Source organism: Flavobacterium sp. LM4 (genome assembly GCF_002017935.1).
Taxonomy (GTDB): domain Bacteria; phylum Bacteroidota; class Bacteroidia; order Flavobacteriales; family Flavobacteriaceae; genus Flavobacterium; species Flavobacterium chungangense.
Window position 1 is genome coordinate 65461 of record NZ_MUFW01000002.1, and the last position, 21975, is coordinate 87435.

Below are 21975 nucleotides of genomic sequence, written 5' to 3' on the forward strand. Positions count from 1 at the left end.
AGCTTTTTTTGTACTGTCTATACTCTATTCATAACACTTGATTTTGTAGCATTAAGGATGTTTTTTTAGCATATAATTAAAATGGTATTTGACAAATATTTAACTTGTTAGCGCTGGCAGTAGAAAAATCAGGATATAAAATATTTTGTAAGGATTATAGTTGTTGAGCTAAATATCTTTGACCATTTATACAGGCAAATTCTTTAATAATTTTTAGATGTTGGTTTCTATTTGTTTGCAAACGGTAATTTATTTACTTTTAAAAACTTAATTATTTGGTATGTGAACGGCATCCAATATCTATTCCTTTTCTAATAGTTACTTACATATAATATGATAAGAATTCGTATAGCAAAGCTTGTGTTTACATTCTTAATGCTCAGTTACAATTGCTATTCTGTAGAGATTCCTACATATTCAAATTCTGTTGTCAGCCAAAAGCATTCTGCCACTAAAGCAAAAATTACTAATTTTCTTGATCGTGGAGCCGCTTTCCTGTACAAACCGGAAAGCCATAAAATGGATATGGACAGTGCAAAGTCTAATTTTGATCGTGCTTATGTTTTAAGCAAAAGCATTAACGATGAAAACCTCAAACATAAATGCCTGGTTTACTATGGAGAACTTTTGTTTGAAGAAAACAAATACCCAAAAGCTATTGAAATGATTCAAAAAGTAATTGCTTATTATAAAAAAACGAAACAGTATAAACAAGAAGCCGACTTATGGGCTATACAGGGAAAAAGATTATTCTGGCAGTCACCACGTAGCTTTAAAACTCTTGAAGAAGCTGTAATTTGTTTTGATAAAGCATCCCTGATTTACAAAAATCTGGGCCTTTTAGAAAAATTTGCCTATTTCATAAAATACAAAGCAGATGCTCATTTAAATCAGGGAAGATTAGATCTGGCAGAAAAAGAATTATTACAGATTCTCGCTGTTTATAAAAAAATTGGTTTTAAAAAGCTGCATTTTACTTACGATCTTTTAGCAGATGTGAACAGGCTTAAAGGAAATTTGGGTAAAAGCCTTTATTATTCTCTTGCCTGTGTAAAAAGTATGGAAAAAACAGGAGATTTTGATTATGATGCAGATTTTTATCAACAGCTAGCAATTGCGTACAAAGATATCGGCAAACATAATTTAAGTATAGAATGGCTCAGAAAGGCAATTAAAACACTGAAATTCAAGAAAGAAATTGATTATTATAACTTATATGAATTTACAGATTTACTGGCCAAGGAACTCATTGAAGTAAAAAGAGAAAAAGCAGCACTAAAACAAGTACAAAAAATTATAAAAGAATATCCTCCTCAAAATGATAGTGGCAAAGCAATAATTTTTGGTTCACTGGCCTATTGTTATAACAAAAATAATCAGGTTAAGCTTGCCGAAGCCAATTTTAAAAAAATGATTGAGTTGTATGAAAAAAGTAATGCAATGTATATCATTGATTTATCCAAAGCTTATTTTGAGTTTGGAAAATTCTACGAAGAGCATAAAAACTATGATAATGCCAGGATCAATTTTCAAAAATCGCTGAATTTTTCAAAAGGAATTGTGGAGCTTTCCCAAATCAAAGACGCAAATTTATATTTGTTTAAAATTGATTCTGCCAAAGGAAATTATATTGCCGCAATAAAATATTTTCAGAGATATAAAAAACTGAATGATTCTATTTTTAATGAAAAAACGAACAGGCAAATTGGAGAACTGCAAATTTTATATGGACTTGAAAAGAAAGAAAAAGAATTATCTAATTTAAAATTGGACATGGATACTGAAAAAGGAAAAAGGATCCAGGCTCAAAGTACCATAAAATTTGGAATCTGCATTGTTGTTTTTCTTTTAGTGAGTATCCTTTTGTTTGGGATAAGTTATCAATCCAAGAAAAAAAACAACGATCTTTTAATCAGTCAAAAAAGAGAAATAGATCAAAAAAACGAGACACTCCTGAAATTGGTAAACGAAAAAGAATCTCTTATGCAGGAGATTCATCATCGTGTAAAGAATAATCTGCAGATTGTTATGAGCCTCCTGAATTCGCAGTCTTCAATCTTAAAAAGCAAAGAAGCTTTTGATGCCATTCAAAAAAGCCAGCACAGATTGTATGCGATTTCCCTTTTACATCAAAAATTATACAGAACAGATATTATTAGGGAAATAGAAATGGAAAATTATATCAATGATCTGTTGTATAATTTTAACGACACATTTGATATGCAGCATATTAATTTTGAAACAGATCTTCATCCATTACATCTGGACGAAGCACAAGCTGTTTCTGTTGGACTTATTTTGAACGAAGCAATTACAAATTCGATTAAATATGCCTTTCCAGATAATCAAAAAGGCGTTATTCTTATTGTGATGAAGCCTCTTGAAAATTTGAAAGTAAAACTTCAAATAAAGGATAACGGAATTGGTTTTCCTGAAAATTTTAATACTTCATCAACTTTAGGAATCAACTTAATCAGTGGTTTAGCTCAGCAGCTTGACGGCGAAGCCTCTTTTTTTAATGATCATGGTGCTGTAATCGATGTTGAATTTATACGGAAAAATATTTCTTAAGAAATAACCCGGTTCTTTTAAATAATTCTCCATAAAAAAGTTAACGCTTCACTATTTCTTAATTTAGGATCATGAATCCTTACAATTTCTGCAAAACTTAAAGCGGAATTTATTTTTAATTTATGGATTTAAAAAGCAACTTTTAATCCAAACAGATAGGTAATTTCCTAAATTATTATTACCCTCTTCATAATTTTACGATATATCGTAATAAAAAAATACACTTAAAATATCCAAACTCCTTATAGCCAAAGCCATCATCATATAGGTATGTTATTTGGCTAGTGTTCTGCGACGCCAAATAAATTCAGAATACAGCAAAACAGTACTGATTTTTTATTTATTAATCTGGATTAAGCGACAGCTTTTGGCCGCTGCCCTAAGTTTACATAACCAATTTAACAAAACAAGTCCGGATACAGAATCGAACCGGATGTTTATCTCGGGAATTATTAATCTAAAACCATACAAAATGAGTACAATTACAGTAAAAGACGGAACGCAGATTTATTACAAAGATTGGGGAACGGGACAACCCATCGTTTTTCACCACGGATGGCCTTTATCAAGTGACGACTGGGATTCGCAAATGATGTTTTTTCTTCAGCAAGGATACAGGGTTATTGCGCACGATCGCCGTGGACACGGGCGTTCAGGACAAAGCGGTGAGAACAACAATATGCAAACTTATGCATCAGACATCGCTGAACTAACAGCTGCACTTGATCTAAAAGATGCCATTCACGTGGGGCATTCAACCGGAGGAGGCGAAGTAATACGCTACGCAGCAAAATATGGTAAAGGACGTATTGCAAAAGCCGTAATCATTAGTGCTATTACACCAATTATGATTAAAAACGAATCGAATCCGGAAGGTGTGCCGTTATCTGTTTTTGATGAAATCAGAAAAGGTACTGGATTTAACAGAGCACAGTATTTTTATGATTTCCCAATTGCATTTTACGGATGGAACCGTGAAGGAACAACAGTTCAGGAAGGCATCAAACAAAATTGGTGGCGCCAGGGAATGATGGGTTCTGTTTTATCACATTACGAAGGTATCAAAGCTTTCTCTGAATCAGATTTTACAGAAGATCTAAAAAGCTTAGATATTCCTGTTCTGGTTTTACACGGAGAAGATGATCAGATTGTTCCTTATGAGCAGGCTCCGAGAGCAGCCAAACTATTAAAAAACGGTAAATTAATTACCTACCCGGGATTCTCTCACGGTATGCCTACTACCGAAGCAGAAACGATCAATAATGATATTCTGGCTTTTATAAAAGCATAAGCAAACAATACTTTAATGAATCAGACTGCCTGTAAAGTTTGCTTTTGCAGGCTAGTTTAAAACCATATTAATTATGATTTCATTTCAACAGCCATCATTTGATACCGTTACAGAAGCTTTACAATGGCTCAACAATCATGGTTTTACAGAAAACTTTAATCTCGATACAAATTGTATTCGCTGTAATAACAACAAACAATCCATGTCGCCGGAAGAATTCAAAATCGAATATATTTTTCGTTTTGAGGGCGATACAAATCCGGGAGACGAAGATATAGTGTATGGCATTATCTCAGAAGTTTATGCCCTGAAAGGGGTTTTAACCAGCGCTTTCGGAATCTATGCCGATAGTGTTTCCGCCGAAATGATCCGGAAACTCTCAACACATTAAGCATTTATAAAACATAACATTTTAAAATAAATAATCATGAAACCATCTACAAACTTATTGTCACCGGATAATCACGCTTTAGTATTAATTGATTTTGAAGGGCAAATGGCATTTGCTACCAGTAATATTGCATTAAGCGAATTGCGCAACAATGTGGCAATCATCTGCGGAGCGTCAAAAATCTTTAATGTGCCTACTGTGGTAACTACTGTTGCCGAAGAAAGTTTTTCTGGTCCGGTTTTTCCTGAAGTCGAAGAATATTACCCAATTGCCACTTCAGGATATATTGACCGTACAACAATGAATACCTGGGAAGACGAAGCAGCTTATAAGGCAATTACAGGCAAAAACAAGAAAAAAATTGTCCTAGCAGGATTATGGACAGGCGTTTGCATCGTTGGGCCGGCTTTATCTGCAATCGAAGAAGGCTATGAAGTTTATGTAATTACAGATGCTTGTGGTGACGTAAGCGAAGAAGCTCATGAACGTGCAGTGCAAAGAATGATACAAGTTGGGGCAAAACCTATAACTTCTATCCAGTACTTATTAGAGCTTCAGAGAGACTGGGCACACGAAGAAACATATGTTCCGGTAACTAATTTAATGAAAAAACACGGTGGTTCTTACGGTTTAGGTATTCACTACGCGCACAACATGCTGAAACACTAATTGATTTCTTTATTTCAACCTGAAACAATACATAAAACCTCTTACCCTTCACAATGTTGAAATCAACACCATTCATATCAAAAAACGTCAGGCTGCTTTTTCTTTTTCTCTTAATGGGAAGTTTAGTTTCAGCACAAAGTTTTAAGCTTTTGCGTTACGACGAAAATTACGGGCCGTTAAGAGATTCAACCCGAAATTTTTATGAGAATTTAAAATTCGTTCCCTTAAACAGCGAGAACAATTTTTACCTGTCATTTGGTGGCGAAGCCAGATATGAATATGTTGATTTCAATAATGAAGACTGGGGCCGGCTCAACATTGGCCGGAACAATTTTTTGCTCCAGCGTTATGATCTTCATGCTGATCTGCATTTAGGTAAAACTTTCAGGGTATTTGTACAGCTAAGGAGTGCTTTGCAGGACGGAAGAATCAACGGGTCAAGAGGTATTGATGAAGATCAGTTAAATGTACAGAATCTTTTTTTGGATGTAAATTTATATCAGAAAGAAGACAAAAAAATAACCGTTCGTGCCGGAAGGCAGGAACTCGATTACGGTTCCGGAAGACTGATTTCAGTAAGAGAAGGCCCGAATTCGAGATTGTATTTTACAGGAGCAAAAATAATGTACTCCTCTGCCCGATTTTCAGTTGATGGTTTTGCTATGATGGAAGACGAAATCAATACAGGTGTTTTTGATAATAAAATATCAAAAAAACGGAATCTCTGGGGAGCTTATTCCAAAATAATATTCCCAAAAGCAGGAAACCTGGATTTGTATTACCTCGGAATCAGAAGAGATACAGCTGTTTTTGAAGAAGGAATTGCTTCAGAACAAAGACATACTGTTGGCACAAGGTTTTGGAAATACGGTGGTGGTTTTATTTATAATGTGGAAGCAGCTTATCAGTTTGGAAGTTTTGGTTCCGGCGATATAAATGCCTGGACAGGATCTATAGATATTGGATATTCTTTTGAAGATATCAGATTCAAACCCACTATAAACCTCAGGAACGATTACATCTCAGGGGATAAAAACCGAGGCAACGAAAGCCTGCAGACTTTTAATCCGCTCTTTCCAAAAGGAGGTTATTTCGGATTTAGCCCACAGGTGGGGCCGGTAAATCTTATCGATATTCATCCTTATGCCACAATGGATTTACTGCCAACGCTGAAGATGCAGGTTGATGTAGTTTTTAACTGGAGATTTTCAACTCAAGACGGGATTTACAGACCAAGCGGATCACTAAATCTACCCGGAAGCGCATCAGACGAACGGTATATCGGGACAGCATATTTAGCCAATTTTACCTATAGCATAAACAAATATATATCAGTCGTAAGCGGGATACAGTATTTTAAAACCGGTGCTTTTATCAACGACATTATTCCAAATTCTCAAGATGGTGTTTTCTTTAATGCCCGACTTGGATTTAAATTTTAATAACCTAAAAATATATTCTTAGTGAATTAGAACACTGATAAAACGGATTTGCTATCGCAAAAACGCGGATTTACGCAGATTCATTTAAAGAATCTATTTGGAAATCCGTTTTTATCCGTGCTTTTGCGATAGCAAATCTGCGTCATCCGCGTCAAAATCTACATCAGTTATATTATCAACTAAATTTCTAAATATGAAAAAATCAGTCCTTTTTAACAAATACACAATTAGAACAACGATTCTAATTCTTCTAATATGTGCAGGCTTAACTAACACTGCTTTTGCACAAAATGCCGCACTCGGGTCATCTACAACCTGGGGTAAAGTAGATGGAGTTGCAGTAAACGGATTGGTTCAGGGACCATCTACAGCCGAAGCAGAACTGCAGGTTGCCTGTGTTTTTGAATACACAGAAGGCGATATTTTTAATCCTCCTGCCCTGCCTGCAAACTTAAACGGAATGGTACATTTAGATGATGCCCTGAAAGGCATTATTACCGAATTACGCAAAAGCGGTAAATTTGCAGGACACTCGCTTGAAACTTTATTGATTATACCTCCAAAAGGTACTTTGGCAGCCAAAAAGTTATTGCTCATTGGTCTTGGCGAACGCACTAAATTCACACCGGATTTAATGATCAGTGTAGGAAGCGTTGCCATGCGTGAGGCTTTGCGTCTGGGTGTGAGCAATTATTCTTTTGCGTCTGATATAAAAGATGCAGGAATCGATTCGCCAACAGCGTTAGTCGCAGCCAATGTAGTTTTGGGTTCTTTTGAAGCTTACAGAACGCAAACATATTTAAAAGATAAAAAATTATCAGATCACAAACCTTTAAGCAAAATCATTCTGCTTGCCGGACCGGCTTTTTATACCGTTGCCGGTGACGGTATTAAAGAAGCAATTGCAAAACTTAACGCTAAATCATAACATTATGAAAGCAGATTTAATTTTATTCAACGGAAAAATTCATAGCTTCAATACTGAGACTCCAAACATTACGGCTGTTGCCATCAAAAACGGAAAATTTATAACAGTTGGACATGACAGTCATGTAATGGGATTTGCTTCTGAAGAAACTAAAATAATAGACCTACAAAACAAGAGAGTTGTTCCCGGAATCAACGATTCGCACATTCACCTGATTCGTGGGGGCTTAAATTATAATTTAGAATTGCGTTGGGATGGTGTTCCTTCTCTTGCCGATGCGCTAAGAATGCTAAAAGAACAGGTTGACCGTACGCCAAATCCGCAATGGGTTCGTGTCGTTGGCGGCTGGTCTGAATTTCAATTTGCCGAACGCAGAATGCCGACTCTGGAAGAAATTAATACAATTGCGCCAGACACTCCAGTTTTTATTCTGCATCTGTATGACAGAGCCATTATGAACAGGGCAGCTTTAAGAGCGGTTGGTTACAACAAAAATACGCCTGCTCCTCCCGGAGGGCATATTGAACGTGATTCAAACGGTGAACCAACCGGATTGATTATTGCTACCCCAAATGCTATGATTTTATATTCGACACTGGCTAAAGGTCCGACACTTTCGTATGAACATCAGATCAATTCGACGAGACATTTTATGAAAGAACTAAACCGTTTCGGAATTACAAGTGTGATTGATGCAGGAGGCGGATTTCAGAATTTTCCGGATGATTATAAAGTTGTTAATGAACTGAACGAAAAGAAACAATTAACAGTTAGGATTGCCTACAATCTGTTTACCCAAAAACCAAAACACGAGTTTGAAGATTTCTCAGATTGGATTGATACTGTAAAACTGTATCAGGGCGACGATATGTACCGTCATAACGGTGCAGGCGAAATGCTGGTTTTTTCTGCAGCCGATTTTGAAGATTTCCTGCAGCCAAGACCCGATTTGCCTGAAAACATGGAAGCCGAACTGGAAAAAGTAGTCCGTCTTTTGGTTGAAAACCGCTGGCCGTTCAGGCTTCATGCCACTTATAACGAAAGCATTACCAGATTTCTGAATGTTTTCGAAAAAATAAATCAGGAAATTCCGTTCAACGGACTGCCCTGGATTTTTGACCACGCCGAAACTATTGACGAAAGAAATATCGAACGCGTAAAAGCACTTGGCGGTGGTATCGCCATTCAAAGCAGAATGGCGTATCAGGGTGAATATTTTACAGACCGTTACGGAGCAAAAGCAGCAGAAAACACACCGCCAATCAAAAAAATGATTGAAATGGAAGTTCCCGTTGGTGCAGGTTCAGATGCTACACGCGTGAGCAGCTATAATCCATGGGTTTCTATGTATTGGATGACGGTTGGAAAAACAATCGGAGGTCTGCAATTGTACAACGAAACCAGATTAAACAGACAGACCGCTTTAGAATTGTATACCAGAGGTAGTGCCTGGTTTTCTCAGGAACAAGCCAAAAAAGGTGATATCAAAATCGGAATGTTTGCAGATCTGGTGGTTTTAGACCGCGATTATTTTAACATTGAAGATGAAGAAATCAAAAAGATAGAAGCGGATTTGACTATTGTCGACGGAAAAATTGTGTATGCCAATGGAGATTTTTCTTCGTTTTCCCCGCCTCATATTCCGATTTTGCCTGACTGGTCTCCAACGAATATTTACAACGGATATCCGTCAAAAAGCAGTTTCAGGAATACTATAGAGAAAAACGCAAAAGCAGATGCAAAGCCTGGTCTGACTTCACAGATACACAGTTGCAGCGGCAGCTGTGATGTTCATGCACACAGCCACGATATTGCGAGAATGAGCAATGTTCCTGTAAGTAACTATAACGCATTCTGGGGCGCATTGGGCTGTTCCTGTTTTGCCTTCTAAATTTTAAAACAATGACTGAAATTTTAAAACAAATCCTATATTCAGATTTAGGATCAGCACTCAGCAATGCGGCACTTTTAGCATTTAGAGTTTTACTTGCAGTTGAGTTATTCAGAGTCCACGGAATGAAGAAGTTTCGAACTGAAAATGGACAAAAAGAACAGGTTCCGAATCCGCTTCATCTTCCTGAAAAACTAAACGGATTAGTGGCTGTATTTTCAGATACCGTAGTCCCGATTTTTATTATTCTCGGCCTCGGAACCCGACTTGCCGTACTTCCAACCATCGGTGTTACAGCCGTGGGATATTTTGTGGTTCACAGAAAAGATTCGCCAGAAGTACGCGACGTTCCATATATGTACACGTTATCCCTATTACTCATTCTTGCGCTGGGAGCAGGAAAATATTCACTTGATTATTATTTATTAAACCTACTTTAAAAATGAAAGCAAACATCGGAATTAAACAAGAAAACATCTCTAAAGTTGCAGAAGTTCTAACAAAAGTCTTAGCAGACGAATTCGTATTATATACTAAAACAAAAAGAGCACATTGGAACGTTGAAGGGCCTGATTTTTATAACAAACATCTTTTTTTCGAACAACAATATGATGCTATTGACGAAATTGTTGATACAGTCGCAGAAAGAATCAGATCATTGGGTCATTACACGCCTGCAACTCTTAAAGATTTTCTTGCCCTGACACACCTTACAGAAGAATTACAAGAGAAAAATGACAGTAATGGTTTTATCAAAGAATTGCTTTTGGATCATGAAAGCATTATTATTTATCTGCGAGAAAATATAAATAATATTGCAAATGAATTTCAGGATGCCGGAACGAGTGATTTTATAACAGGTCTAGTAGAAACTCACGAAAAAATGGCCTGGATGCTTCGTGCCCATTTAAAATAAAAAGGATGGAAATTCAAAAAAATATTTGGTACGTAACCCTGCTCCTCACTATGATAGCAGGGTATTGCGATACCGTAACTTTCGTTGCAGCAGATTCGATATTTTCTGCACACGTTACAGGAAACTTTATCGTCTTTGCCTATCAGATTATCAAAGGTTCTGATGTACATGCCTGGATCAAATTATTGACTTTTCCCATCTTTATATTTGCCGTTATTGTTGGCGGAAGAATCGCCTTAAAAAGTATCAACCGCTACACGATTTTGTTTTGGGAAGGAATTATATTGGTCCTTTGCGGAATTGCTTCTTATGTTTTTGGATATTTTGAAATATTCTCAGAATGGGCAATGTACACTGTAGCAATGACAACTGTCTTTGCGATGGGATTACAAAATGCTTTCGGAAAATTGTTTGCCAAAGAAACTCATGGTCCAACAACCATGATGACGGGAAATGTAACACAGGCTTCGCTTGATTTGGGAAACCTGCTTAAAAACGGTACAAATGATGCCGATTCTTTATTAAGTTTTAAGAAACAGTTGGTTACTATTTTTGGTTTTCTTACGGGCTGTTTTTTAGGAGCTGTTGCCGGAAAATATTTTGGTTTAACCACTTTGCTGTTGCCGGGAGTTGCTATGATCATTTGTTACTGGTATCACAGGAATAAGTAAGCATGCTTGCTGTGTCTTTGCAGATTTCTAATATATAGAGTACCTTTAAAAAATGATTTATAAATCCCCTAAATACTGTCAGCCATCACATTTATTTTTTGTAAAAAGACAGTTTTTTTATTGCTGGTAATTGCGCGAACCAATATAACTTTTAGGTAAATGAAAGAAAAAATTCTAATAGTTGAAGACGAATTTATAGTAGCAAACGATTTAAAAATCATGCTGATTAAGACAGGTTACGAAATAATTGGTATTGCTTCTTCTGTGGTTCAGGCACGAAAATTAATTGAAGCCAAAAGACCAGACTGGGTGCTGCTTGATATCATGCTGAAAGGTGACCTTACCGGAATTGATCTTGCCTGGGAACTGCGCGAAATGCAGCTTCCATTTCTCTATATTTCCGCCAATACAAATCAGTCAACTCTTGAGGCCGTAAAAGAAACACATCCGTATGGTTTTATGGTGAAGCCTTTTCGTGAGAGAGATTTGGCAGTGATGCTCGATATTGCAAAATACCGTTACAATGAAGAAAAAGGTACTTTTACCGATACACCGCTCCAAGTTGCAGATGAAGAAATTGAAGGCATTATTGGTAGCAGTGAACTTCTAAAAGCAGTAATTGAAAAAATAAAAATTGTAGCTCCGGCAGAAACTTCGGTTTTGATCCTTGGCGAAAGCGGTACCGGAAAAGAAAGGGTTGCACATTCGATACATAATTTATCTGCCCATAAGCCCAATCCGATTGTGGTGGTCAATTGTGCTGCTTTACCACAGTCATTGGTAGAATCAGAACTTTTTGGCCATGAAAAAGGAGCTTTTACAGGGGCAAATTCATTACGGATCGGTAAATTTGAACAGGCACATAACGGCACTATTTTTCTCGATGAAATTGGTGAATTGCCATTGGATTCTCAGGTAAAGCTATTGCGTGTCCTGCAGGAAAAAGAAATTCAGCGTCTAGGAGGAAATTCAACCCTAAAAATTAATGTTCGGGTGGTAGCGGCAACAAACAGATGTTTAGAAAAAGAAGTTGCCGAAGGCCGTTTTCGTTTGGATTTATATTACCGGTTAAACGTCTTCCCGATTCAACTGCCAACGTTAAAAGACCGTAAAGAAGATATTGAGGTTCTCGCCAATCATTTCCTTAGAAAATATGCTGCAAGTGCCAGAAAAAATGTTTCAGCAATCAGTTCGCCAGCTTTAGCACAATTGATGCAGTACGACTGGCCTGGAAACATAAGAGAACTAGAACATTTGATAGAAAGAAATGTGCTGTTGGCTAAAACAAACGAAATCGAAAAGTTTGATCTTCCGTTGCATACCGTGAGTCCATTACAGAAAAACAGCAGTAAATTAAAAACGATGGAAGAAATGGAAAAAGAACATATAATGACTGCGCTGCAAAATTGCGGCGGTAAAGTTTCGGGTCCGGGAGGCGCTGCTGAACTGCTGAAACTACAGCCACAGACTTTGTATTCAAAAATGAAAAAATTAGGCATAAAACAGGGGTACAACTGATTTTGTTAAAAGAAAAAGTGTCAGATTTTAGAATTTAAAAATTAAAGCATTAAAAGTAAATCTCTTAAATCTGCCTAATCTGCGAGAAAAAACTAAGCACATACGAAAAAATTAAAAAGAACTAGTTTCTCAAACAGAGCCGATTCGGAATCTCTATGTACCTTTAAGTAAATAAAATGCCTTTTTTATCAATATTGCAATCTTATAATCCTCTGTGTTTAAAACAAAACACAATGACATAAATTAAAAATTATGGAAACAATAAAATTAGAATTAGACGAAAAAAAACACGGTGCCTTTAATCTTTATGCAGAAGGTAAAAAACTGGGTGAAATGACCGTAAGCCTTAAAGAAGATTTACTGACTGTTTACCACACCGGTGTTGAGCCAGAGGCAGAAGGAAAAGGATATGCCAAAAAACTTCTGGACGAAATGGTTTTGTATGTTCGTGAGCACAATATGAAAGTTTTACCGCTTTGTCCGTATGTGCACGCACAATTCAAAAAACATCCGGACGAATACGAAGATATCTGGAAAAAATAATTTAAAAACAAGCTTATGAATTTAGATACTATTACAGCAGGCGTTCCTTTAAACGAGGCAAAAAAAGCTTTGATCTTGCTTCACGGACGCGGCGCAGGAGCACATGATATCCTTTCGGTTGCTAAATATCTTAACGTTGGTGATTTTGCTTTGGTCGCGCCACAGGCAGAAAACAGAACCTGGTACCCTTATTCGTTTTTAGTGCCAATTGCCGAAAATGAACCTTCATTTTCAAATTCACTTCATGCTATTGCTCAGGTTTTAATTGCCGTACAGCAAAACGGAATCGAAAAAGAAAACATTTATTTCCTCGGATTTTCGCAGGGAGCTTGCCTGGCACTTGAATTTACTGCCAGAAATGCTGCCAAATATGGTGGTGTCGTGGCGTTTACAGGAGGATTAATTGGTGATCAGGTTTACGAAGAACATTATCACGGGAATTTCGGGGATACTCCAATTTTCATCGGAACGAGCGATCCTGACTTTCATGTTCCTGTGGAAAGAGTGAATCAATCTGAAGCGCTTCTTGAAAAAATGGGTGCCGATGTGACCAAAAAAATCTACGAAAATATGGGCCATACCATCAGTCAGGACGAAATTGATACGGCTAACGCACTTATTTTTTCTAAAAAATAATGATCCAAATTACAAGAGTATACAGCGACAAGAATGGCGAAAGTCATTTTGAGGATTTTGAAGTTCTGTTGAGAAACAATGGCGACATCGGTTTTTTATCTGATGATGAACCTGTAAAATCTATTGTTTTTCGAGAAGTGAGTCCGTCCTACGATTACGATTTTCATAATGCGCCTGACCGCCAATATATCGTTTTATTGGAAGGCGGCGTAGAAATCGAAACTTCGCTTGGAGAAAAAAGAATTTTTGGAACCGGTTCAGTCTTATTGATGGAAGATACTACCGGAAAAGGACATAAAACAAAAAATATTGAACCCAAACGAAGAAAGTCAATATTTATAAAAATATAAAAACAAACCACGATAATATACTGCTTTAGTGATGTGCTGTTACTTCAGGGGAAATTAAACCCACTGCACGAATAATTTCAGCTTAAGAAATGTTCTTTTTTAATACCTAGCTTCTGCATTCGGGAAATCAGTGTCGTTGCGGGAAGACCTAATAAAACTGCAGCACCCTGTGGACCAGAGATTCTGCCATCGCATTTTTTTACGACTTTCAGAATATGCTCCTTCTCTACTTCTTGCAAGGTTTTGGTATATAAATCTGATTCAGGATTTTGAGTTTCGATTCTGAAAATTTCAGGAAAATCCATTTCTTTAATTATCTCTTCGTTCGCAAATAAAATAGCTCTTTCGATCCTGTTTTCTAATTCCCGTACATTTCCAGGCCAGACATTCTGGGTCATGCTTTTTAGCGCTTTTTTTGAAAAACCTTTCATTTTTTTTCCGATTTTGATTGAATGTCTTTCGAGGAAAAAACCAGCCAGCACTTCAATGTCTTCCGCACGTTCGCGTAAAGCAGGCAATGCAATCGGAAAAACGTTTAATCTATAATACAAATCGCTTCTAAAACGGCCTTCGGCAACTTCTTTTTCCAAAAATCGGTTGGTGGCTGCGATTATGCGAACATTAATTTTGATGGTATTTTTACCGCCAATTCTCTCAATTTCTTTTTCCTGCAGTACACGAAGCAGTTTTCCCTGAAGTTCTAATGGCATCTCTCCTATTTCATCCAGAAAAATAGTGCCGTTATGTGCTTGTTCAAATTTTCCGATCCTCAAATCTGAAGCTCCGGTAAAAGCCCCTTTTTCATGCCCGAATAATTCACTTTCAATCAGGTTTTCGGGAATCGAAGCGCAGTTCACTTTTATCATTTTTTCGTTAGCAACCAATGACAATTTATGGATGGCATTTGCAATTAACTCTTTTCCGGTTCCGGTTTCGCCAAAAATCAAAACGGTCGATTCTGAAGGGGCTGCCTGAGAAATCAACTCGTACACCTTTTTCATGGCATCACTGTTTCCGATAATTCCATGAAAACCCTGATTTTCTACAGCTATATTTTGTGATTTTTTTTCGCTTAAGTTATTTTTCAAAAGCTGTAATTCTTCCCAATTCCTTTCAAATGCTGTTGCCAGTTTTATATTCCGGATTGTTATCGAAAGTTGCGATGCCATGCCACGAATAGTTCTATTAGATTCCCTTCTGAAAACGGCAGCGTTTTTAAAGACTAAAAAAAGCACATTTAGGCTGCCTTTTATCTGTGGCAGACTGACTCCTATTCCATTCTTGAAACCTTTATTGTGAACTGAATCCAGATAAACCGGAAGTCTGTTTTTTTTCTCCGGTACCGTTTTTAATTCAAAAACAACGGTTTCGGGCGTTCCTATACAAACGTCAAAAAAACCGTCATTAATCGGATAGACCTTAGAAAATTCCTGCGGACTGGTAAACTGATAAAATATGTGGTAGTCTTTTTGGCCTTCTTCGGCGGAAGCCAGAATAAAATCTTCAAATAAAAAATGCTGTTTTAAACCGGTTATGACATTATGTAAATCTTTTCGGGTTGAAGTTTCTGAAAGTGCTTTGCAGATAGACAAAATCTGCAATTGTTCTCTTTCTCTTTCCTGCAGCCTGTTCCTCATAACTGCGGCCTGATCTTTCGGATTTTCCATAAAGCGTATTATTTTATGCGGTAAAACGTAAATGTAAGAAATGGCTATTATAGAATGACTATAGTTTTTTAAAATAAAATATTTTCTGAACATAAAATTACGATATATCGTATCACTATGATATGCTACACAAATCCAACCTTTTATGAAACAAGGGATTGCTGTAAACGGAATGTTATTTGGTTAAAGTTTGTCTGGAAAAAAGACCCTTTTTTATTTCTTAATCTAGGTTAATCGATGCAGGAGGATAACAGCGGTAAATTTGTAAAAGAAAATCAATAACAATTTAAATATATAAATCATGGAAAATAAAATTTTAGGCTTACACCATATTACTGCAATTGCAGGTGATGCTAAACGCAATTTCGACTTTTACTCTAAAATATTAGGATTACGTTTTATCAAAAAAACTGTCAATTTTGACGATCCGGGAACGTACCATTTTTATTTTGGTGACGAAGTAGGAAGCGCAGGAACAATCTTAACTTTTTTCCCTTGGGGCGAAGGAATTCAGCAAGGAAGAAAAGGCAGCGGTATGGCAACAGAAATTGGGTATTCTGTTCCAAAAGGAAGTTTGGATTTCTGGCAGAAACGTTTTGAGCAATACAATGTGATTTACAATAAACCGTCTGAAAAATTCGGAGAAAAATACCTTACTTTCTTAGATTCGGACGGATTAAAATTAGAATTGATTGAATCTAAAACTGACGATAACAGAAAACCGTGGGAAACCGACGAAGTAAAAGCAGATGTGGCAACAAGAGGTTTTCACAATATTACACTGACATTGAACAATATCAAACCAACGGCAGCAATTTTAACCGAAATATTTGGCTATAAATTAATTGATCAGGACGTTAACCGTTTTCGCTATGCAACAGCAGCGGTAGAAAATGCAGCGATTGTTGATTTGGTAGAACTGGAAGAAGAAAAACGAGGCCATGTGGCTAACGGATCTGTACATCACGTGGCATTCAGGGTTCAGAATGATGAGATTTTAATGTACTTCCGTGAAAAAATAGAAGCTTACGGATTGTCTATTACACCACAGATTGACAGAAACTACTTCCATTCTCTTTATTTTAGGGAACCGGGCGGTGTCTTATTTGAAATTGCTACAGACAACCCCGGATTTATGGTTGATGAAAGCTTAGAAGAATTGGGACAAAACCTAAAACTTCCTGCTCAATACGAATCGGACAGAGCCAGCATTGAGGCACATTTGGTTAAGATTAACTAATTGATAGCGTTAAGCATAAGGTTTTTGAGAATCAACGATTTGTACTTTCTTATTTGAAGGCTTTCAGAATTCTTAGGATGATACAAAATTACTCTAAAATAAAACCTATACAATATATGAAAGTATATTGTATAGGTTTTTACTATTACTATGTATGATCATCCTCTTCTGAAGATCTGAATCTGGTTTTTATTTAGATGTCGGGCATAATTTTTTTTTACTGTACTAAAAATTTTATTGTTTTTGTACCACTTTCAGATTCAACTTTACCAATATAAATACCTTTGGTTTTAGGCAATTCAACAAGAGATGAATTGTCATTAATAACGGAGGATTTAAGTACTTGTTTTCCACTTATGCCATAAATTGTAAATTTACTATTTGATGGAGCATTTTCTATCCTGATAAAACCATCTTTTAGGATCCATTTTAATTTGTTTTTCGAAAAATCATCGGTAGATAAGTTTGTGGCAGGAAGAGCTACTCCATGAATTTTAACATCTGCGAGGCAAAGTGTCTTTCCAGTCGATGCTGAGCTATACCAAGGATATACACGCAGTTTTAAAGTTTTTCCATAAGGAATTTTAAGAACAGGTATTTTTGAAACGGCATACATGGTATTAGATGTCATACTTGTAAACTCACCTGCGACTGAAGTAGTAGAAAAATCATCTGTAGAATAAGAAATACGACATCTCATCCCATTTCCGCCTGCAGCGCCAACATACATACTTATTAAATCAATATTTAATTCTGTACCCTGAGCTGCTGAAATTCCAAACTGGATATAACGTGTAGATACTTCATCTATTTCTCCTGCAGGCCATGCACCACCATCAATTAGGTTTCTTTGTGTTTTTCTTGTGGTATAAGCATTACTATCTGCAGGCCATACAGTAGTAGTATTAGGTGCAGCATAGGATTGCACAGACATACCAGAATGGGTTTGATCAACAGCAGTGGCTGGTCCTTGTAAAATATAGCTGTTATTTGCAGTTAGTCCCCAAATTAGATTAACTTCAGTTCCTCCTGTCAATGTAATAAAATTGGCGGTTAACGGAACTGTTTTGGTCACACTTCCGTTTGTTACAGTAAGTGTGCCTGTTTTATTTCCTCCTACAGATTGAGTAGCTGAGATGTAAAATTTTGTAAATGCCAGATTTCCGCCTGTGTAATTCATATTGATAGAAGAACTAAAAGCATCTGTTTTGTTTGCAGCTATTAAAAACCCGTTATCTACAGAAAGTGTAAAACTTCCCGCAGTAGGTGTAAGATCAAAACCGGTAATGCTAACTTCTTTTGTAAGTGTCTGACCTGTATAGGCGTTTCCAAAATCACATGCTGTTGGATTAATCAGTACATCTGTTGATGTGTTGATATAAGAAGCTAAAATATTTTGTTTTACCATTTCCTGAGCACATAATCTGGCAGTTAATGTTCCTAATAGTGCTGTTGGGTGGGTAGAATCTGCAGAAACATAAAGCTGAGCTGTACTTGCTGTATCTCCATACGATTCAACCAGCGTTTTTGTTAAGGTAGTCAAGTCGATAAGCTGTACTCCTTTTTCTGCTGCAACTTCTTTCATTGCATAGGTATAATCATAAGTATGGTCTGTTGCCGGAAGACTAAAATCAGGTTCCAAATCATGAAGTCCTTTGCGTGTAATAGCCCCGCCGCTAAAATATTTTCGACACAAAGAGGTTGCTAAAATTGGTGTAGCGTTCAAAGCCCGGGTTTCGTCAATATACTTTCTGAGGTAATCCTTATAAGTCGTTTGCGGGTTTGTTCCTCTGTAGTCTGTTCCGTTAATTGGATTTAGAGCATCCGTTCCTCCATCCAGACCCCCATTTTTCTCATCGTTGTGGGCAAATTGAATGATGACATAATCCCCAGCTTTTATTTGTTGTTTTACAGTAGTCCAATAAGGAGCTTCCATATAAAAACTTTTACTGCTTGCACCATTTTTTGCACGATTATTAACAGTAACTCCTGCCGAAAAAAACTGTTGAAACATCATACCCCAGCCTCGTATATCTGAAGTACTTTCGTCGTAAGTAGCCATTGTAGAATCTCCAATGGTATGAAGTGTAATTTGTGCCTTTGCAGGAATGATGCTGCAAAACAATAAAGCAGCAATACATAATTTTGATAATAATGATTTCATTTTTTTTGGTTTTTAATTCATTGTAATATGGTATATGAAAAACATATACTTCGTGGTATTTATTTAAAAGAGAAAATTATGGAGTTACTTTTTATAAACCTTAGCAGCTCCTTGTTTACCATTAATTTTATAACGGACAATATAGATTCCTGATTTCAGGCTATTTAAATTTATTTCTGTAACAGATTTGGTATGATACACACGTTGTCCGTTAAGTGAGTAAACGTCCAGATTTTCAAGTACGCCATTTACTCTTAACATACCATATTCTAAAAAGACTTTTTCGTCTATACCTAAACTACTTGAGTTTACGGTAATTGATCCGGTACCTGTAAGTAAGCCCGGGTGTGTAGTCGAATTATATATTCCATCTGCAAGCTGAGTTCCGTTTAAAGTAAATTGCTTAACTGTAACAGCTGTGTTTAATACTGCCGAAGCTGATCCGGTTATATTCATATTTAAAACATTCCCTGCACATTTTGCATGATTAAAAATCGCTTTATTGGAAGCTGCCAAATTTATTGTTCCTTTTCCAAAGGCATTTTCAACGAATCCGTTAATTACTGATGAACCTCCTGCATTAGCGGCGGCTAAAGTTAAATCCCAGGTTCCTGTAAAGTTGCTATTGTCTCCTCCTAGCCTGGCAGTTGCAGTATTGGCAAAATCTCTGATGTTACGCACTATTATTTTGTTTGCACCAGAAAATGTTCCCGGTAAATCCATAACACTGCCTGCGACATTGTTGCTGCTCATCGTAAGAGAAATATCGCCTTCTAAAATAATTGGAGCGTTAAAATAGAAGCCTGTACCACTTGTTGCATAGGTAATAATGGTTCCCTGAGCCATTCTGACAGGACCTAAACATTTTGAATCTTTTGTTTGTCTTAAACGAATAGTTCCACCCGTTTTCACATACATATCACCTTCAAATGTCAAAAATGTGGTTTCAATTGTTATCCCACTATTTACATTTACTTTTTCTCCCGCCTTTGGCAATAAAGCCGGAGAATATTTAGTTACATCATCCCAAAGTCCGCCCAGGAATGTAAACTCACTTGGTCTTCCTATAATTATTTTACCCGTTCCACTGATAGTTGCTGCATTAGTAGTGGTACTATAAATTCCGGCAGGCTGTAAAGAACCGTTTATATACCATTCGTTAATTGTTATGTCCTGATTAAGAACAATAGATGCTGATTCTTCGGTATATAATGCTGTTTTAACATCAACTGCATTACCAACATCTACGGTCAGTTTTCCATTCGTTTTTATTGTTATTTTTGGTGCTTTCCCTAATGAATTTGAAACTTTAGCCTGTAAATCACCTTGTTCTATAATTAAATTGCCTGTATATCCGGAATTACTGCTGTTAAACTGGCATATTCCTGTGCCTGATTTAGTAATTTGATGAACTCCATTAAGGGCTGCAGTGATGTTTAGATTGCCTGAAACGTTTATATTTACCGCTCCTTTAGTTTTAATATTTCCAGATAACGATGCACTGGTGGAAGAAGATACTGTTGCCTGATTGAGCGTAAGCAAAGTTGCAGAACTATTGGCAGAAATAGCAATGATTGCACCATTAACCAAATTTAAATCTGCGGCGAAATTTCCTCCATTAGCATTTATTGTCCAATTTCCATCCACATTTGCAGCTTCTGAAGCGGCCGGCAATCCATCAGGATTCCAGTTGTTTGCTTCTGTCCATCCGTTATTAGCAGCGCCACCATCCCAATTATATACGGATACAGTTGGCACTATAGCTGTTGGATCCCAATTATCAGAACCTGCCAAAACAATTTTAGGTTCGTATAAATTGGCTTCGTTCTGGTGAGCCATAGCTCTAAGTCCTGCCCAATTGGCTCGGCCACTCATATCTGCACCTGGACCTGTATTCATCCATTCGTATAAATGGAGTCTGGTGTCAGTATCAGAATAAGCCATATTCCATTTGTCACCCCATCCCAAAGGATCAATTTCGACAGGCATTGTACAATAAAGCCAGGCTACCTTTGGGTATTCATGCCATGGCCGGCCAAATTTAATTTTCATTCCATCATCTCCTAATCTTGGACTATTAGGTTGGTATGTTAAATTACACTTATAAAATACAAAGCCATATGTTTGTGTTGCTTCTGTGGAAGGAGCTGTTATCCATGCCCCACCGTAACTTCTAATTTCGCATTCATTAAATACTCCAATTCCGCGACCATAGATATAATCTGTACGGCCTAAAATCATACAAGATTTAAAATAAGCGCGTGAGGTTTCTGCTGTCCAAAAGTAGATTGTATCTTGATACGCAAGTATGTCACAATTGATAAAAACATTCCGGTCTGCCTGCAGCGTTATGGCTTGTGCCTGACCAACAACTCCGGCAGTATTTCTAATTGTTATATTTTCTGCCTTAAAATCATTTGCCATAATAGTAAGTGTTGCAGCAGTTTTTACTAAATTGCTATTGCCTGACCATAGTGCTACCTTTGCATCCGGGCACAAACCATCGCCGCCATCGTTACAATTGTAAATATCATAAGAGATAATAGTTTCTTCTCTGCTCTCTCCAATCAAAGTGATATTTGTTTTATTGGCAGGAACTATGAGCTTCTCTTTGTCGTACAAGCCACGTTTTACATAAATAATTGTAGGTGTGCCTGCAGGAACTGCATCAAATGCGGCCTGTATAGAAGTAAAATCTCCTGTTCCATTTATATCGACTACTATATCAGGACTAAAATTTTGAGCTGTAGATGAATTAAAAAACAATAGCCCTACAATTAAGAGGACAAAAAAGTCGAGTTTTTTCATAAAAAAGTGGTTGGTTAGTAAAGTTGTTTAATTGGATAGACATTATTAAATCTTACAAATGAACAGCGTCAATATCTGTTTTTGTTAAATTAAATTATGAATACAATATTTTAAATGCCAATTTTTTAATAATAATTCTATCTTGCGTCAAAAATATTTTAATAAAACAATAACGGCTTTTAAATTTTGGTCATTTACTTCTAATTTTTGGTCATTATGTATGTTTACACGGATTGCGATTGACTCATTCTGTTTTTAAGATTATTTTTAAACTCAAAT

Annotated in this window: 18 protein-coding genes; 15 read left to right on the top strand and 3 right to left on the bottom strand. The window is 36.7% G+C overall.

Annotated features, from left to right (window positions below; all coding sequences use genetic code 11):
* The first annotated feature begins 333 nt into the window (after nucleotides 1-333).
* From BXU10_RS14405 to BXU10_RS14470, 14 genes are all read left to right on the top strand, one after another.
* Nucleotides 334-2571: a sensor histidine kinase gene (locus BXU10_RS14405; protein ID WP_078228039.1), complete on the top strand. Its 2238-nt coding sequence runs from the start codon at nucleotides 334-336 to the stop codon at nucleotides 2569-2571.
* A gap of 472 nt (nucleotides 2572-3043) precedes the next feature.
* Nucleotides 3044-3862, top strand: coding sequence for an alpha/beta fold hydrolase (locus tag BXU10_RS14410; protein WP_078228837.1), 819 nt, complete (start codon nucleotides 3044-3046; stop codon nucleotides 3860-3862).
* Between the two features lie 73 nt (nucleotides 3863-3935).
* Nucleotides 3936-4253, top strand: coding sequence for a phosphoribosylpyrophosphate synthetase (locus BXU10_RS14415; protein ID WP_078228040.1), 318 nt, complete (start codon nucleotides 3936-3938; stop codon nucleotides 4251-4253).
* A gap of 36 nt (nucleotides 4254-4289) precedes the next feature.
* Entirely contained in the window at nucleotides 4290-4922 is a 633-nt protein-coding gene (locus BXU10_RS14420; RefSeq protein ID WP_078228041.1) for a hydrolase, read from the top strand.
* A gap of 113 nt (nucleotides 4923-5035) precedes the next feature.
* Nucleotides 5036-6364: an alginate export family protein gene (locus BXU10_RS14425; protein WP_223255467.1), complete on the top strand. Its 1329-nt coding sequence runs from the start codon at nucleotides 5036-5038 to the stop codon at nucleotides 6362-6364.
* A 193-nt stretch (nucleotides 6365-6557) separates the two neighbouring features.
* Nucleotides 6558-7292: a M17 family peptidase N-terminal domain-containing protein gene (locus tag BXU10_RS14430; protein WP_078228043.1), complete on the top strand. Its 735-nt coding sequence runs from the start codon at nucleotides 6558-6560 to the stop codon at nucleotides 7290-7292.
* Between the two features lie 4 nt (nucleotides 7293-7296).
* A complete protein-coding gene (locus tag BXU10_RS14435) occupies nucleotides 7297-9183 on the top strand; it encodes an amidohydrolase (protein ID WP_078228044.1) in 1887 nt (628 codons plus the stop codon).
* Nucleotides 9184-9194: 11 nt separating this feature from the next.
* A complete protein-coding gene (locus tag BXU10_RS14440) occupies nucleotides 9195-9623 on the top strand; it encodes a DoxX family protein (protein WP_078228045.1) in 429 nt (142 codons plus the stop codon).
* 2 nt (nucleotides 9624-9625) lie between these two features.
* On the top strand, nucleotides 9626-10099 hold the full coding sequence (locus BXU10_RS14445) for a Dps family protein (RefSeq protein ID WP_078228046.1): 474 nt from the start codon (nucleotides 9626-9628) through the stop codon (nucleotides 10097-10099).
* A 5-nt stretch (nucleotides 10100-10104) separates the two neighbouring features.
* Nucleotides 10105-10770, top strand: coding sequence for a YoaK family protein (locus tag BXU10_RS14450; protein ID WP_078228047.1), 666 nt, complete (start codon nucleotides 10105-10107; stop codon nucleotides 10768-10770).
* Between the two features lie 159 nt (nucleotides 10771-10929).
* Nucleotides 10930-12288 carry a sigma-54 dependent transcriptional regulator gene (locus BXU10_RS14455; protein WP_078228048.1) on the top strand — a complete coding sequence of 453 codons (1359 nt, stop codon included), beginning with the start codon at nucleotides 10930-10932 and terminating at the stop codon, nucleotides 12286-12288.
* Nucleotides 12289-12540: 252 nt separating this feature from the next.
* Complete coding sequence (locus BXU10_RS14460) at nucleotides 12541-12831, top strand: GNAT family N-acetyltransferase (RefSeq protein WP_031456471.1); 291 nt, start codon at nucleotides 12541-12543, stop codon at nucleotides 12829-12831.
* 15 nt (nucleotides 12832-12846) lie between these two features.
* Nucleotides 12847-13467 (top strand): alpha/beta hydrolase, encoded by a 621-nt coding sequence (locus tag BXU10_RS14465; RefSeq protein ID WP_078228049.1) that lies wholly within the window; start codon nucleotides 12847-12849, stop codon nucleotides 13465-13467.
* Nucleotides 13467-13817 (top strand): hypothetical protein, encoded by a 351-nt coding sequence (locus BXU10_RS14470; RefSeq protein WP_078228050.1) that lies wholly within the window; start codon nucleotides 13467-13469, stop codon nucleotides 13815-13817. Before BXU10_RS14465 ends, BXU10_RS14470 begins: the two co-directional genes overlap by 1 nt.
* Nucleotides 13818-13894: 77 nt before the next feature.
* Here the strand turns inward: BXU10_RS14470 and BXU10_RS14475 are convergent, their stop codons facing one another.
* The gene (locus BXU10_RS14475; protein ID WP_189328096.1) at nucleotides 13895-15484 is read right to left on the bottom strand and encodes a sigma-54-dependent Fis family transcriptional regulator; all 1590 of its coding nucleotides are present in this window, start codon (nucleotides 15482-15484) and stop codon (nucleotides 13895-13897) included.
* 301 nt (nucleotides 15485-15785) lie between these two features.
* Between BXU10_RS14475 and BXU10_RS14480 the strand changes: the two genes are divergently transcribed.
* A complete protein-coding gene (locus tag BXU10_RS14480) occupies nucleotides 15786-16724 on the top strand; it encodes a ring-cleaving dioxygenase (protein ID WP_078228052.1) in 939 nt (312 codons plus the stop codon).
* 217 nt (nucleotides 16725-16941) lie between these two features.
* Here the strand turns inward: BXU10_RS14480 and BXU10_RS14485 are convergent, their stop codons facing one another.
* Together BXU10_RS14485 and BXU10_RS14490 are read right to left on the bottom strand one after the other, a co-directional pair.
* Nucleotides 16942-18888: a GDSL-type esterase/lipase family protein gene (locus tag BXU10_RS14485; protein ID WP_078228053.1), complete on the bottom strand. Its 1947-nt coding sequence runs from the start codon at nucleotides 18886-18888 to the stop codon at nucleotides 16942-16944.
* A gap of 84 nt (nucleotides 18889-18972) precedes the next feature.
* Complete coding sequence (locus BXU10_RS14490; protein ID WP_078228054.1) at nucleotides 18973-21696, bottom strand: pectinesterase family protein; 2724 nt, start codon at nucleotides 21694-21696, stop codon at nucleotides 18973-18975.
* Between the last annotated feature and the right edge of the window lie 279 nt (nucleotides 21697-21975).